10 protein-coding genes are annotated in these 14,371 nt (G+C 51.7%); 8 read left to right on the top strand and 2 right to left on the bottom strand.

Translation table 11 applies throughout. The features are described from left to right. Nucleotides 1–180 precede the first annotated feature (180 nt). The 5 genes from ACFOLF_RS07645 (at nucleotide 181) to tatC (ending at nucleotide 8,907) form a co-directional block, all read left to right on the top strand. Entirely contained in the window at nucleotides 181–5,205 is a 5,025-nt protein-coding gene (locus ACFOLF_RS07645) for an InlB B-repeat-containing protein (RefSeq protein ID WP_210037851.1), read from the top strand. 365 nt (nucleotides 5,206–5,570) lie between these two features. Further along, nucleotides 5,571–6,092 carry a DoxX family protein gene (locus ACFOLF_RS07640; RefSeq protein WP_210037850.1) on the top strand — a complete coding sequence of 174 codons (522 nt, stop codon included), beginning with the start codon at nucleotides 5,571–5,573 and terminating at the stop codon, nucleotides 6,090–6,092. Nucleotides 6,093–6,302: 210 nt separating this feature from the next. After that, on the top strand, nucleotides 6,303–7,943 hold the full coding sequence (locus tag ACFOLF_RS07635) for a PhoX family protein (RefSeq protein ID WP_379114030.1): 1,641 nt from the start codon (nucleotides 6,303–6,305) through the stop codon (nucleotides 7,941–7,943). A 20-nt stretch (nucleotides 7,944–7,963) separates the two neighbouring features. After that, nucleotides 7,964–8,179, top strand: coding sequence for a twin-arginine translocase TatA/TatE family subunit (gene tatA, locus ACFOLF_RS07630; RefSeq protein WP_210037848.1), 216 nt, complete (start codon nucleotides 7,964–7,966; stop codon nucleotides 8,177–8,179). Continuing rightward, entirely contained in the window at nucleotides 8,179–8,907 is a 729-nt protein-coding gene (gene tatC, locus ACFOLF_RS07625) for a twin-arginine translocase subunit TatC (protein ID WP_210037847.1), read from the top strand. The genes tatA and tatC overlap by 1 nt, the downstream gene beginning before the upstream one ends. A gap of 137 nt (nucleotides 8,908–9,044) precedes the next feature. Here the strand turns inward: tatC and ACFOLF_RS07620 are convergent, their stop codons facing one another. Both ACFOLF_RS07620 and ACFOLF_RS07615 read right to left on the bottom strand, forming a co-directional pair. Beyond that, nucleotides 9,045–10,208 carry a glycosyltransferase family 4 protein gene (locus ACFOLF_RS07620; RefSeq protein WP_210037846.1) on the bottom strand — a complete coding sequence of 388 codons (1,164 nt, stop codon included), beginning with the start codon at nucleotides 10,206–10,208 and terminating at the stop codon, nucleotides 9,045–9,047. Nucleotides 10,209–10,227: 19 nt separating this feature from the next. Next, on the bottom strand, nucleotides 10,228–11,376 hold the full coding sequence (locus tag ACFOLF_RS07615; RefSeq protein ID WP_210037845.1) for an NAD-dependent epimerase/dehydratase family protein: 1,149 nt from the start codon (nucleotides 11,374–11,376) through the stop codon (nucleotides 10,228–10,230). A 268-nt stretch (nucleotides 11,377–11,644) separates the two neighbouring features. Between ACFOLF_RS07615 and ACFOLF_RS07610 the strand changes: the two genes are divergently transcribed. The 3 genes from ACFOLF_RS07610 to ACFOLF_RS07600 all read left to right on the top strand — a co-directional run bounded on the left by ACFOLF_RS07610 (nucleotide 11,645) and on the right by ACFOLF_RS07600 (nucleotide 14,320). Then, nucleotides 11,645–12,658: a serine hydrolase domain-containing protein gene (locus tag ACFOLF_RS07610; protein WP_210037844.1), complete on the top strand. Its 1,014-nt coding sequence runs from the start codon at nucleotides 11,645–11,647 to the stop codon at nucleotides 12,656–12,658. Between the two features lie 253 nt (nucleotides 12,659–12,911). Then, nucleotides 12,912–13,865, top strand: coding sequence for a cation diffusion facilitator family transporter (locus ACFOLF_RS07605; protein ID WP_210037843.1), 954 nt, complete (start codon nucleotides 12,912–12,914; stop codon nucleotides 13,863–13,865). Between the two features lie 62 nt (nucleotides 13,866–13,927). Continuing rightward, complete coding sequence (locus ACFOLF_RS07600) at nucleotides 13,928–14,320, top strand: MerR family transcriptional regulator (protein WP_210037842.1); 393 nt, start codon at nucleotides 13,928–13,930, stop codon at nucleotides 14,318–14,320. Nucleotides 14,321–14,371 lie beyond the last annotated feature (51 nt).

Below are 14,371 nucleotides of genomic sequence, written 5' to 3'. Positions count from 1 at the left end.
TCATGGAACAGATTACTCGCCGGGGAGGTGATGAAGAACGCCCTATCATCGTTGAATCGTAAGGTCGCTTGTTCATGTTTAGGCAGCGGAGTTACAACAGACAGCGTAAGAAGAGGGTTTGCAGCGAAGAGGGAAGAGCCGGCTGCCGTGGCACTATATTGAAGGAGGGAAACTTATATTATGTATCCGTTAAAGCGCAGAAGGTACAAGCGGTTATTGGTAATCCTTACCCTGATCGCGGTCTTTTCATCGGCAATGGCCGGTCAGGCATTCGCATTGAACGAACGCGGTATGGTGGAGAAGGTGCTGACCGCCGCGCAGGCAAGCGTCGTCGATTCAGGCTGGATACAGCTTTATTTGCGTGAGAAGCCATACAATGCGAGCCATGTTTCGAATACGGGCCATTATTCCATTACGAGCAGCGACGATCCGGATTTTTCCGTTCCGGTTGCACCGATTCTCGTCAACAACAGATATTTTCCGGAGGACGGCCCCTACAGCGACTCGCTCGGCAGCTCCAATGTCGCTCACCTGAACGAGATTTACCGGATCTATCTGAAGCTCCCTGCTTCCAAAAAGCTGAAGGAAGGCAAGACCTACAAGGTAACGGTCAATCCGACCGTAGTCGATGTTGATCCCATGACGACAACCTTCGATCCTTCCGTGCCTAATGACGTCATTCATGTGAACCAGGTCGGATATATCACGGACGGCCCGAAGGTGGCGTATCTGTCCTGGTGGACGGGACAAGGCTCAATCAGCTTCGCGGACACGCCGGCGTTCCAGGTGATCGACGAAAGCACTGGCGCTGCGGTCTACACCGGGAGCGTTCATTTCGACGAAGCGGGAGCGGATGAGAAATGGGGAAAAAGCGATCTCTATTCGCTCGATTTTTCTTCCTTCAATGCGGAAGGACAATACCATTTGTATATCCCGGGCGTCGGCAGCTCCTATTCCTTTAAGATCGGCAGCTCGATTTACAAGGATGCTATCGGCTATACACTGACGCGCGGCATTACGATGCAGCGCGACGGCGATCACGGGCTGGACGACCCGAACGTCACGCATTGGAACCGCCCCGCCGCACATCTGGACGATGCTATCGACGAAGCGACAGGGCAGCATGTCGACTTGACAGGCGGACATATGGATGCCGGAGACAGAGGCAAATATCCGTGGAATGTTGCCGCTACGGTCAGCACCATGCTCTCGTCGGCTAATCTGTTCCCCGATCAGATTGAGGCGCAGGGGGAATCTCTGGAAATTCCCGAGTCAGGCAATGGAATCCCCGATTATCTGGACGAACTGGTCTACGAGCTGGATTTTCTGGACAAAGCGGTGATGAACACGGCTAAAGACGGCGCTCTTGCCGCGTATATCCATCCGGCGAGCGACGGTTACGAGCAGGGAACGCCGCCTGAAGGCCAGACAGGCCGAATCTTCTTCGATGTGGCCCACGGTCCGCTGAAGGCGGAGACGCTTTATGGTGCGGGCGCTCTGGCGATGGCCTACAATTCGCCGCTCATGCAGCAGTATTTCCCTGACAGGATGGAAGGCTACAAGCAGGCGGCCCTTCGGGCGTTCAATGCGTTCGAAACCCATAAGGACGACGCGAGCTTCTGGAAGCCGGAGGATGATCATTTTACGGACGAAGGTCCGCATACCTGGTCGGACGAAATGCTGATTGCGGCAGCCAACCTGCACAAAATTACGGGAGAGTCCAAGTATCTGGACTGGATTACGAGCGAGATGCCTGCTTCCCCGCTCGGCTCGGCCCAGAAGAAGTGGGGCTGGGTCAATGAAGGACCGTGGATGGAAGTGTTCCTTTCCCTCTACGAGGATACGAATCTGAGCGCGACGGTCCGGCAGAACGCGTACAACGCGATTCTGGACTGGGCGGATACGGCGATGAGCGCGTCGCATGATCAGCCGTACGGCGTGCCGATGGTCGACGATACGTATTCACAGGTCGGCTGGTATTTCTCGGGCAGCCAGATTGCCTTCCCGATGATGATGGCATACGGCGTAAGCCATGATGACAAATACCGGGATCAGATCGTCAAGACCTGGAACTACCTGCTCGGTTCCAACCCGCTCAGCAACTCCTACATCAGCGGGCTCGGCAATCCGCAGCGCAGCCCGCACTGGCTGACGCATGAAATTTCGCAATACGAGTGGACGCAGTATAAAGCGGGCAATGACGGCTGGAAGGAGATGGTTCCGGGAATTCCGAACGCCGATCTGCAGGACGGCAAATTCCCGAGCTACTTCAACGATGCCTGGAACAGCGCGCGGGTGAACAACCAGTACCCCGCTCTGTCCGATTATCCGGCCCTGTACCGCTACACCGACACCTGGAATACGACCAATGAATTTGTCACCCTTATTGCGACGCGGAATGCGGCATCGATTCTGCCTCTCATTCCCACGACGCTGCATACGCTGACGACGGCGGCGGAGCACGGCAGGATCAGCCCATCCGGTGGATCGTACGTGGAAGGAACTCCGCTCAGCCTGAGCGCTGCGCCGGATCTTGGCTACAAATTTACCGGCTGGAGCGGGGACGCGGCGGGCACGGCCAACCCGCTGGCAGTCACCATGGATGCGGATAAAATGATTACGGCGGAATTTACCGCGGTGCCGACTCATACGCTTGCCGGCGGCGGTGATCATGGCACCCTCATTTTTGACCCTCCGGGGGGCGTTTATAACGAGGGCGCAGCGGTAACGGTTCGCGCAGTTCAGGACAGCGGCTACCGCTTCACGGGCTGGAGCGGCGATCTTGGCGGATCGGACAATCCGGCTGTCCTTACGATGGATGGGGACAAGTCGGTCACGGCTCATTACGAAGCAGCCCCGACCTATACGCTTGATGTGGATGCAAGCGGCGGGCAGGTGCTGCAAAGCCCCCAGAAAGCGGCCTACGAGCAAGGGGAACAGGTAACCCTGGAGGCTTTGCCTGACAGCGGTTATGTATTCGACGGCTGGAGCGGCGATCTGACGGGAATGCAAAATCCGGCAACGGTTGGGATGGACGGGAACAAAACGATCACGGCCAATTTCTCTCTAATCCCGACCCATACGCTTACGCTGAACGCGACCGAAGGCGGCACCGCGGGTCCGGCAACGGGCAATTACACGGAAGGCAGTACCGTCACGCTGACGGCAACCGCCCAAACCGGCTATATTTTCACCGGGTGGACCGGCGACTTGACGGGAACGGCGAATCCGGCCGATATTACAATGGATGCGGACAAGACGATTACCGCGAACTTCCAGTCGGCATCGGGTATTATCAGTCAGGATATATTAACCGCGAATGCGGGCAGTACGACGGTTGACAGCAGCGGCGTATATACGCTAAGAGGCTCGGGCTACAATTTCTGGTCGGCGCCGGACGCGATGCGCTATACGTACGAAATGGGGCTGAAGGGCAATTTCTCAATCGTGGCCAAGCTGGATTCGATGACGGTGGAGAATCCGAACGGCATGGCCGGTATCCAGATTCGGACGAGCACGGCCCTGAATGCCGCTTACGCCAATATTTTCGTGCAGGACGGCCAGCTGGTGGGACGTTTCCGCAAGGGCGGCGACTATTCCGACAATGTTGCCTCGCAGCCGGTAACTCTACCGGTATGGATGAAAATAACAAGAGGACCGAATCCATGGAGCATCGCCGCCTATTCCTCTGAAGACGGCGCGAACTGGACGCCATTCACGCAGGGAGACTTCTGGGGCTGGGCGGACGCCGGTTCGCCGGAGCTGACGGCAGGTTTGTTTGCCGTGGGAGGCACCGACGATCAGTATAACAAGTACACCACCGCGCAGTTTAGCCATGTAACATGGCCTGTTGACCCGGCAGACGCGGCGAATCCGGTCATTACGCTCGATCAGGCGGATGGGACTGTTACTCACAATTCCTATACGATTTCGGGCAGTGTTACCCATGCGCAGTCGGTGCAGCTTCAAGTGAATGGAGGCGCAGCGCTTACGGAGGCTGTCAGCGCGGGCAAATTCAGCGCACAGGTGACACTCGCTCCCGGCAACAATGAAATATCTGTTGCTGCGGACGATGGCAGCGGACACACCGACTCCAAGCTCCTGCATGTTGCGTACAACGAGCCGCTGCAGACTTCCGCGCACCGGACGTCCGCGGCGCCGGAACTGGACGGGAAGCTGGATGATGCGAGCTGGGCGGGCGTGCTGGCTGACAGCGTAACCCGGTCCATTCACGACGCTACCCTGCCCGGAGATTCGAATAATACGCTGGAGTATGGTCTGCTATGGGACGATCAATACCTGTATGTCGGAGCTGATGTAACGGATGCCAGCGTTATTTCCGGTCAGGATGCCTTCGGCAACGATGGCGTGGAGGTTTACGTGGACATGGCCAACGGGAGAAACGGCTGGGACGACGCCAAGGACAGTCAATTGGCGGTCGGACCCGGGGACACGACGGTTACCTCGTGGAGAATCAGCGATGGCGTAATAGCGAAGTCCAGCATCACGGATACGGGCTATACCGCCGAAATGGCGATCCCGTGGAGCACCTTCGGCGTGACGCCGGGCGCGAATATGAAAATAGGCTTTGATATCGGTGCGAATGACGACGATACAGGCAGCGGCCGCACCGGCGTTCTCATGTGGAGCGGCACGATGGATAACTGGAAGCAGGCAGACGGCTATGGGGAAGCGAGCTTATCCGCGGAAGCGATCCAGGATACGACTCCCCCGGCAATCCAGGTAACGGAGCCGGAAAGCAAAGTTTACGCCGATTCAGCCGGGCTGACGCCGCAATTTAATGTGACCGATGCGTTGGCCGGGGTTGATACCACCCTTACGACAGTTACGGTGGATGGTCAAACTGTACCGCAGGAAATGTCGATTCAACTGTACACGCTGCCGCTTGGCGCGCACACTATGACTGTAACGGCAACCGATCTGGCCGGCAATACATCGCATGCAACGGTCGAGTTCCAGACGGCCGCCAGCATCGCCTCCATGAAAGAGCTGGTGACGCGATTCGCCGATACCGGATGGATTAACAATGGCGGCATCGAAAACAGTTTGCTGAAGCAGCTGGAGCACAGTTCTCTCGACAGCTTCATCTCACATGTTCAAGCGCAAAAAAACAAGCATATTACCGTCGATGCGGCCAATGTATTGCTTCGCGACGCAAATGCCCTGATGAATCAGGATCAATAAGACAGTACTCCAAATTCATATAATGGCAAGTCGAATCCAACGATCCGGCTTGTCATTTTTTTTGTCCCAATATAGATACTTTACGAGAATTCGGTTAACGAAAAAGCAAAGGCGAACAGCCAAGCCGCTGTTCGCCGGAATGTCGACAAAAACCTGTTCTTCGGAGCTCTTCCCTTTACGGTTTCAGTTGCCCGTATTCTGATAGGTTGTCGCATGAAGCCTTTGCTTAAAATAGGGGAGCTTTTTCCCGATCAAACCGCTTCTGTATTTATGTCGTTTACTTAGATAAGGGCTGCTTAACGAGTCGACTTAAACGCGGTATGCGCAGGGAACAATAGCCAATTAACATGCGGGGAGGTTTTGGTATGATTATTAAATTTTGGAGAGAAAGTGTCATGGCTTCCTGTCTTTTGACCATTATTCGAATATATCTTGGCTGGCAGTGGTTAGCTTCCGGATGGGACAAGATCTCCGGCGGGAAATTTGACGCAACCGGATTTCTAAGAGCCGCCGTCAATCATTCGAACGGTGATAACCCCGCCGTACAGCCATGGTGGGCTGACTTTCTGAATTATTTTGCAATCCCGAATGCGGGTCTATTTAATCTTCTGGTTCCTTGGGGAGAATTTTTAGTCGGGCTTGGATTAATAATTGGCATGTTTACTTCAATTGCCGCGTTGATGGGGATAGTTATGAACTTCTCTTATCTGTTTTCGGGAACTACAAGCACAGGGCCGCAAATGGTTCTATTGGAAATCCTGATTCTTGCGGCGTCTTCGAACGCGGCAAAGCTCGGATTCGACCGGTGGGTGATTCCCTTCCTTCGGGCAAAAATCACCAATAAATATTCGATGAGGTCCGTTCATAAAGCTTATAAAACCGAGTGAATAATGTATAGATTACGCCCTTGAGGACCGCTGGTGGATTTTAACGCCAGTGGTTTTTAATTATACAAAAAAACCGATCTCCTGGTCTTCACTTTAAGTGATAACCAATCCAAACATTTACATATTTACCACATGGAGATAACCTTCCTCTTACAAAACAGAAGTATAGTTTTACTTAGGTCTAATCAATTCTTTGGAGGAGTGAATGCGTTGAATACTAATATCGACCGTAAAACATTCTTATCCTATGTTGGAAAAGGAGCAGCGGCTCTGGCAGTTGCATCAACGGGACTCGGGACGCTGGATAGCAAAGTAAATGCCGCATCTTCGTCCGCCAGCCATCTCTTCGGATTTAAAACAAATAAGGTCAGCGGTTACTTTGAGCCGATCTCTCCTTCCAAAGAAGACAAATTGATTCTTCCCCAAGGCTTCAAATACGATGTAATCGCTGCCATGGACGATGTCATCAACCCGGCCGGCGAAAAGTTCGGTGACGGCTCCGATTACAATGCCTTCTTCCCGTTGGAAGGCTCGAATGTGCGCGGCCTTCTGGTGAACAATCACGAGTATACGGGCGTATTTAGCATCGGCCTGATCAAAGACGGCAAGATGACAGCCGATCAAGTCCAGAAGAACCTCTATTACCAGGGAATGTCTGTCATCGAAATTTACCGCGATGAGAACGGAACGTGGAGGATGGATACCAAGTCCAAGCATGCCCGCCGCATCAATGGCTTCACTAAATTTGAATTGACCGGACCGGCCAGGGGGACAGCGGCGCTTGGCGGCGCGACAACCGCGCAGGGCACGTTCGCGAACTGCTCCGGCGGCGTGACGCTTTGGAACACGGCACTTTCCTGCGAAGAGAACTATGCGGATACCGCCGAAGTGTCCAAGCTGCCCTCGACTCACTACGGATGGGTTGTTGAGATCGATCCCTTCGACAAAACATATCTGAAGAAGCATACGGCCCTCGGCAGGTTCAATCATGAGAATACCGCGATGGGGCTTGCGGCAGACGGACGTGTAGTTGTATACATGGGAGACGATGTGAAAGACGCCTGCGTTTACAAATTCATCAGCAAAGGCAAATTCGATAAATCCAAAGGCCGGTCGAACTCCGCTCTTCTGGAATCCGGCACTCTATATGTCGCAAACCTGAAAACGGGCAAATGGATTCCTATCACGCTGGATGGGGTATTAAAAGCAGCTGAAGGCAAAGCGGATATCCAGGCAAAATTCAAAACGCAAGGCGATGTCGTTACCTTGTGCCAGGAAGCGTCTCTGCTGGTAGGGGGAACGCCGACAGACCGTCCCGAGGATATCGAAATTTCTCCGTTCGATAACACGGTGTTTATCGCACACACGAATAATGATAATCATGGCAACATACATGGTCACATTACCAGAATTTTCGAAGCGAACAACGATCTTGGCGCTCTTGACTTTGATTTCGAGATCTTTGCCGCCGGCGGCAGACAATCGGGCTTCAGCTCGCCGGACAACCTGGTATTCGATTCAGACGGGGATCTCTGGGTGGTAACCGACATTTCCAGTACCAGCCAAAACAAAGGCGTATACAAATCCTTTATGAACAACGGCCTGTTCGTCATTCCGACTTCAGGTCCAAGCAAAGGCATTGCGCTTCAATTCGCCTCAGCTCCAGTGGAAAGCGAAATGACAGGTCCGTTCTTCACACCGGACGAGCAGACCCTGTTTCTGTCTATCCAGCATCCTGGAGAAGAAACGAAAGATTTGCAGAAGCCGACAAGCCGCTGGCCGCATCGCAGCGGCGACCCCAAGGCTCGCGCTGCTGTGGTGGCGATAAGCGGCTTCAAGCTTGGGAAATAATGTGAAGGAGATGGGATAATATGCCTTTCGGAAACATTGGTATTGGCGGTTTGGTCCTGATTCTAATTATCGCGCTTATTATCTTCGGACCATCCAAGCTCCCCGAGCTTGGCCGCGCCTTCGGTCGCACGCTGAGCGAATTTAAAGGAGCGACAAGGAATTTGGTTGGCGGGGAAGAAGACGAGAAACAGAGGGATGCCGATCCTGTGCAGCCTTCTGTACCGCAGAATAAATAATGCGCAATCCAAACGATCTGAATGTAATCGGGCACCTGGAGGAGCTGCGTTCCCGCTTGATCCGGACGGCGATCACCTTTCTCGCAGCTATGGCAGCAGCGTTCATCTATGTCCGGGATATCTACCAGTGGCTGGTCAGAAATCTGGATCAGAAGCTGGTGGTGCTTGGTCCATCCGACGTAATCTGGGTTTATCTGATGATTACAGGCGTTGCAGCCATTGCTGTCACCCTGCCTGCAGCCGCCTACCAGACCTGGAAATTTCTCCAGCCCGCGATCCCGCCCAATATCCAGCGCTCAACGTTATGGTTTATTCCGGGCATCAGCCTGCTGTTTATCATTGGTCTTAGCTTCGGGTATTTCATTTTGTTTCCCATGGTGCTGCATTTCATGAATGAAATGGCTAAGGCGGATTTTGACACCATGTATACGGCTGAGAAATATTTCAGATTTATGATCCATATGACTCTTCCATTCGGCCTGCTCTTTGAGATGCCGGCAGCTGTGATGTTTCTGACCAAGCTCGGCATCCTTAATCCCGAGCGCCTGGCCAAGGCCAGAAAGATGGCCTACTTTATTCTCTTGATCGTGGGCGTTACCATCACCCCTCCCGATATCCTGTCGGATGTTATCGTAATCATCCCTCTATTCCTGCTGTATGAAATCAGCATAACAATTTCGAGGGTTGTCTACAGGAAACAGCTTAATCTGCAGAATGCGGCGAGCTGAATATAAGGGATTAAAAAAACAGAGCAAGCCGGATTTTGGCTGCTCTGTTTTTTGTGTGCGGTGTGCCGCAGGGATTCCGGCTGAACACGCTGTATCTGCAAAAGGCTTAGAGATCAGACTGCCATTGCACTCAGCAGCTAGGCATCCTCATCGGCAAGCTCCCTGCGGCCGGCACCTCCGGCTGTTTCTTTCTGCTCTTTCAAGACATGCTGATAATAATTCAACAGCTGAGCAGAAGGCTCGGACCAGCCGAAACGGCGCGCCGCATTGCTGGCGCTGCCGGAGATCCGTTCACGAAGTTCCGGGTCCGCCGCTCTGGATACCGCTTCAGTGAGTCCCCCCGGACGCCCGGTATCGTAGAGCAGTCCTGTCACCCCATCCTCGATCTGTTCGCATGTCGGTCCGCTAATTCCTGCGATAACCGGCAGTCCGGAAGCCATGGCCTCCAGAATCACAAGTCCGAGCGTCTCGGTTGTGGATGGGAAGATGAACATATCTGAAGAGGCATAAGCCTGAGACAGTTGCTCACCATGCATGAATCCTGTAAAGGTCGTATTCGTTCCCTGAAAATAAGCTTCCAGAGAAGCCCGGTGGGGGCCGTCTCCGACGAGAGCCAGGCAATACCGGGGTGAAGATTCCAGAACCTCCCGAATGCGCTCGATCTCTTTCTCCGCCGCGAGACGTCCTACATACAGCAGGATGGTCTTTCCGGGCTGTCCATTCGATAATAAATCCCGCATATCGTGATTACGGTGGTCCGGGCCGAATTCATCCGAGCTGACGCCGCGCTTCCACAGCTGAACGCTGCGGAAGCCTTTGGCGGTCAGCTCGTCCAGCACGGATTGCGAGGTGCACAGATTGAGATGGGCACGGTTATGAAGCGTCCGGAACCACCACCACAAGACGGGCTTCAAGAAAGGCAGACGGTAGTAATCCGCGTATTTCGGAATTTGAGTATGATAGGAGGCAATCATAGGCAGACGATGCCGGCGGCCGTAATAAATTCCCGCTACGCCCAGCACGGCGGGATTGACCACATGGACCAGATCCGGCTGAAGCTCGCGCAGAAGACGGCCTACCTTGCGGTTTGGCATCGCCAATTTTTTACTCCGGTAGAGAAAGAAATATCGCGCCGGAATCCCTTCCACGCGGACTCCTTCAAAATCATAGACGCCCAGGTCCGGCGCTATAACGGTGATGTCATGCCCGTTTTCCCGCAGCCAGCGGATCGTCGCGCACAAGCGGGTAACGATTCCGTCCGTAGAGGGAAGAAACGTTTCGGTAATGATGACGATTTTCATCGGCATAGACTCCCTATCTTTAGTTCCAGGTCACCTTCGGCAGAATATGATCGACCATAATGCGGTCCTTATGCTCCAAGGCGGTCCTCAGAATTCCCCGCAGCACTTCATCCGACAGCAGATGCGGCTCCAGTCCCAAATCCTTCAGCCTGGTGTTCTTCGCGAAATAATAGTGATCTTCCTTCTCGACGCGGGGGTTCATAAGATGCGCAACCTGAACATGGATTCCTTCGTCATGCGCAACTCTGCGGACCATCTCGGCAAGCTCCAGGACGGAGAATTCCTCCGTGAATTGATTGAATACCCGGAACTCTCCGGTATCGGCCGGATTCTCCGCGGCAAGCTCAATGCATCGAACGGTATCCCTGATGTTGAGGAATCCCCGCGTCTGGCCGCCTTTTCCGTATACGGTCAGATTGTGCCCGATGGACGCTTGAATCAGAAAACGGTTAAGGGCCGTGCCGAATACCCCGTCATAATCCAGGCGGTTGGCAAGCAGCGGATCAAGCAGGGTCTCATCGGTATGCAGACCGTACACGACGCCCTGATTCAGATCGGTGGCCCGCAGTCCCCACACTTTGCAGGCAAACATAAGGTTGTGGCTGTCATGGACCTTGGAGAGATGGTACATGGAGCCGGGCTGCTTCGGATAAGGAAGAAGATCCTCACGCCCGTTATGGGAAATCTTGATGTAGCCTTCCTCGATATCGATGTTCGGCGTTCCGTATTCTCCCATCGTGCCTAATTTAATAATATGACAATCCGGTACTATTTCTTTAATCGCATAAATCACATTTAAGGTGCCCACTACATTGTTCACCTGGGTGAACACCGCATGTTCCCGGTCAATCATGGAATAGGGGGCGGAACGCTGCTCCGCAAAATGAACGAAAGCGTCAGGCCTCGTCTGAAGCAGCACTGTTCTGAGAAAATCGTAATGATTCAAATCGCCGACATAAAGCCCGATCGAACGGCCCGTCAGCTCTTCCCAACGGGCAATACGCTTCTCGATCGGTGCAATCGGCGTCAGCGAATCTACGCGGAGCTCCTCGTCCCATTTGCGGCGGCTCAGATTGTCGATGATCGTAACCTCGTGCCCCTTGGCCGATAGATAAAGGGCCGTCGGCCATCCGCAAAATCCGTCTCCGCCTGCTACAACGATTTTCATGATCAATGATTCCTCCTTGGTATTTTACAATTATCAGGTGGTGACGGCATCACTTTACAGTAAGAGTGTAACATTGAAATATTAAATATAAATAAAAAAATTGGCACTCAGCCGTTTAAAAATCGATTTATGCTGGAAGCCGGGCCTTACTCAATTATAATTCATATTTACCAATTTGTGGGCAGTCAGATTATAATGAAAAGTATGATAGATGGACTGGTTTGTCCTGCAGATGTGTGAGCAGCGCATAAATGAAAGGAGAGGTTCCATGAATTTTTCGAAAATTGAAGAAATTCTGAAGAAGCATAATGAAACCCTGCCATTCTCAGGAACAGTATTGGTCAGGGATAAAACAAAAATCTTTGAACAGCGATTTGGATATGCGAACCGGTCCGAGCAAATCCAAAATACAATGAATACAAGGTTCGGGATGGCATCAGGGTGTAAAATTTTTACTGCTGTAGCGATTTGTCAGCTTGTCCAGGATGGAATTTTATCTTTTGATTCACATTTGAGAGATTGCATTCATATCCCTTTTCCAAATTTTGATCCGAACATTACCATACACCATCTCTTAACCCATACTTCAGGAATACCGGATTATTTTGATGAAGAGGTTATGAATGATTATGAGGAATTGTGGAAGGTATTGCCGATGTACAGCATTCAATCGCCTCAGGATTTTTTGCCTTTGTTCCAGAATGGACCCATGAAGTTTTCTTCTGGCGATCACTTTTCATATAGTAATGCAGGATATATATTATTAGGTCTGGTTGTTGAGAACATGACGGGGATGGATTTTACAACGTATGTTGAGAAGAATATATTTCAACAGTGCGGGATGCTGGACTCGGGATATTTTAGAATGGATCAGCTGCCTGAACGAACGGCAATCGGGTATATAGATTATGATCAAGCATGGAGGACTAATATGTATTCAGTTCCAGTTAAAGGCGGACCTGATGGGGGAGCATTTACTACGGTTTATGATTTGGTCAGGTTTTGGGAGGCATTGATGAATAATCAGCTTCTATCCTCTGAATATACTCCTATATTACTGACGCCTCATGTAAAAGAAGACGAGCACACGTATTATGGATATGGTGTATGGATATCAATATATGATAATGCTGTTTTCAAATATTATGTTATGGGCAGCGATCCTGGAGTCATCATGCAATCATCCGTGTATGCGAAAGAAAAAATACATGCTCATATAATCGGCAATATCGGTAAAGGTGCTGGAATGATAGCACGTAAGATTGATGAGATCCTGTTATAAAGCCTTTTAAAGCATATCGATGACGATGATGAGTACCGCCCTGAAAAGGCATCGCGACGGCGGTGTTTTTTTGCTTATATTGCTGAAGCATATGCGGTGCCGCCAAAAGACGGCTGCTGCTGTTTCTTCTAAATATACAGTACTTGACACACTGAGGGAAATAATAGCATAATATTATATGAATACATGCTCATATGTAGAAAATAATAAAAGCACTGCGATCATTTGAACTTTTACAAAGGAGACGACTGCCATGCACAGCCATTCCCACCATGCGCACGATCATCATGGCCATGACCATGACCATGGACATCACGGCCACCATCACAACCACGCCAGAGCGGGCAATAAAAAAGGACTTGCGATCGCGCTGTCCATTACGGTCGGCATCATGTTTTTGGAGTTTTTCGGGGGACTTGTTACGAACAGCCTGGCGCTTTTGTCCGATTCAGGTCATATGCTCAGCGATGCCAGTGCCCTTGCGCTAAGCCTGGTTGCGCTGTGGTTTGCCGCGAGACCCTCGTCTTCGAAGCGGACATTTGGCTTCCACCGCTTTGAAATACTGGCTGCGCTTTTCAATGGTGTTGCACTGTTTGTCATTGCGGCCTTTATCGTATGGGAAGCCATCCAGCGGTTTGGCAGCCCGCCGACGGTGGCAAGCGGGCCAATGATGCTTATCGCGGCAATCGGGCTCCTCGCGAATGTCGGAAGCGCCTTTGCGCTGATGCGTTCAGGAGATGTGAAGAACAACGTCAATCTCCGCAGCGCTTATATCCATGTGCTCGGCGATGCTTTGGGCTCCGTGGGCGCGATTATGGCGGGAGTTCTGATGATGGCATTCAAGTGGTACATTGCAGATCCGATCATATCAATTCTTGTCGCCGTGCTGATCCTGAAAAGCGCATGGGGGGTTATCAGCCATACGCTTCACATATTAATGGAAGGAACCCCGACTGCTATCGATCAATCCGAAGTTAGAGAAACGCTGCTCGCAATCGATGGGGTTAAGGATGTGCATGACCTCCACATCTGGACCATTACTTCCGGTTTTGATTCGCTGAGCTGCCATGTTCTGATTGAGGACCGGAAGGACAGTCAGGACATTTTGCAAAATGCCATCCATGTGCTGGAGGATAAATTTCATATTGAACACACTACGATCCAGGTGGAGACGGCAAATATTCATCACGGGAAACTGAAGTGCTGATGTCAGAAGCAGAGCTTTGATACGATTTATTATTTCAGGCGAAGCAGAAGGAGGCCGTTTAAGTGAAAATAAGCGAATTGTCTGAAAGGACAGGTGCAAGCACCCGATCCATCAGGCATTATGAGAAGAAAAAATTAATCGCCGCTGCCCGTCTTGACAATGATTATCGGGAGTTCGACGAATCTGCCATTGAGCGTATACGAATCATCCAGCTCTATTTGGGTCTGGGGCTGACAACGGAGCAAATCGAGGACATATTGAAAGGCGAGGTCAGCACTCCTGACGATTACGAATTTTGTGAAGAGATGCTGGACGCCTATCAAACGAAGCTGGATCAAATCAACAGACAAATTAGCGGATTGGAAGTCGTGAAAGAGCGGCTGGAAAGACAAACCTCAAAAATGCGGGAAAAACAAAGATTGAACTTAATGGAGCATATGGGAGCTTCAAAATAATGACAGGCTCCGGTCCATATGAAGGACTGGAGCCTGTTTTTCAGCGGCCGG

The organism is Paenibacillus sepulcri (genome assembly GCF_042647105.1).
Taxonomy (GTDB): domain Bacteria; phylum Bacillota; class Bacilli; order Paenibacillales; family Paenibacillaceae; genus Paenibacillus_Z; species Paenibacillus_Z sepulcri.
The sequence above is the reverse complement of the archived record's forward strand: the minus strand, read 5'-3'. Positions and strand labels throughout refer to the sequence as shown.

Excerpts from the sequence above, each read along its gene's own strand:
- ACFOLF_RS07620 (WP_210037846.1), bottom strand. The coding sequence starts at position 10,208 with ATGAAAATCGTCATCATTACCGAAACGTTTCTTCCCTCTACGGACGGA.
- ACFOLF_RS07605 (WP_210037843.1), top strand. The coding sequence starts at position 12,912 with ATGCACAGCCATTCCCACCATGCGCACGATCATCATGGCCATGACCAT.
- tatC (WP_210037847.1), top strand. The coding sequence starts at position 8,179 with ATGCGCAATCCAAACGATCTGAATGTAATCGGGCACCTGGAGGAGCTG.
- ACFOLF_RS07645 (WP_210037851.1), top strand. The coding sequence starts at position 181 with ATGTATCCGTTAAAGCGCAGAAGGTACAAGCGGTTATTGGTAATCCTT.
- ACFOLF_RS07615 (WP_210037845.1), bottom strand. The coding sequence starts at position 11,376 with ATGAAAATCGTTGTAGCAGGCGGAGACGGATTTTGCGGATGGCCGACG.
- ACFOLF_RS07610 (WP_210037844.1), top strand. The coding sequence starts at position 11,645 with ATGAATTTTTCGAAAATTGAAGAAATTCTGAAGAAGCATAATGAAACC.
- ACFOLF_RS07640 (WP_210037850.1), top strand. The coding sequence starts at position 5,571 with ATGATTATTAAATTTTGGAGAGAAAGTGTCATGGCTTCCTGTCTTTTG.
- tatA (WP_210037848.1), top strand. The coding sequence starts at position 7,964 with ATGCCTTTCGGAAACATTGGTATTGGCGGTTTGGTCCTGATTCTAATT.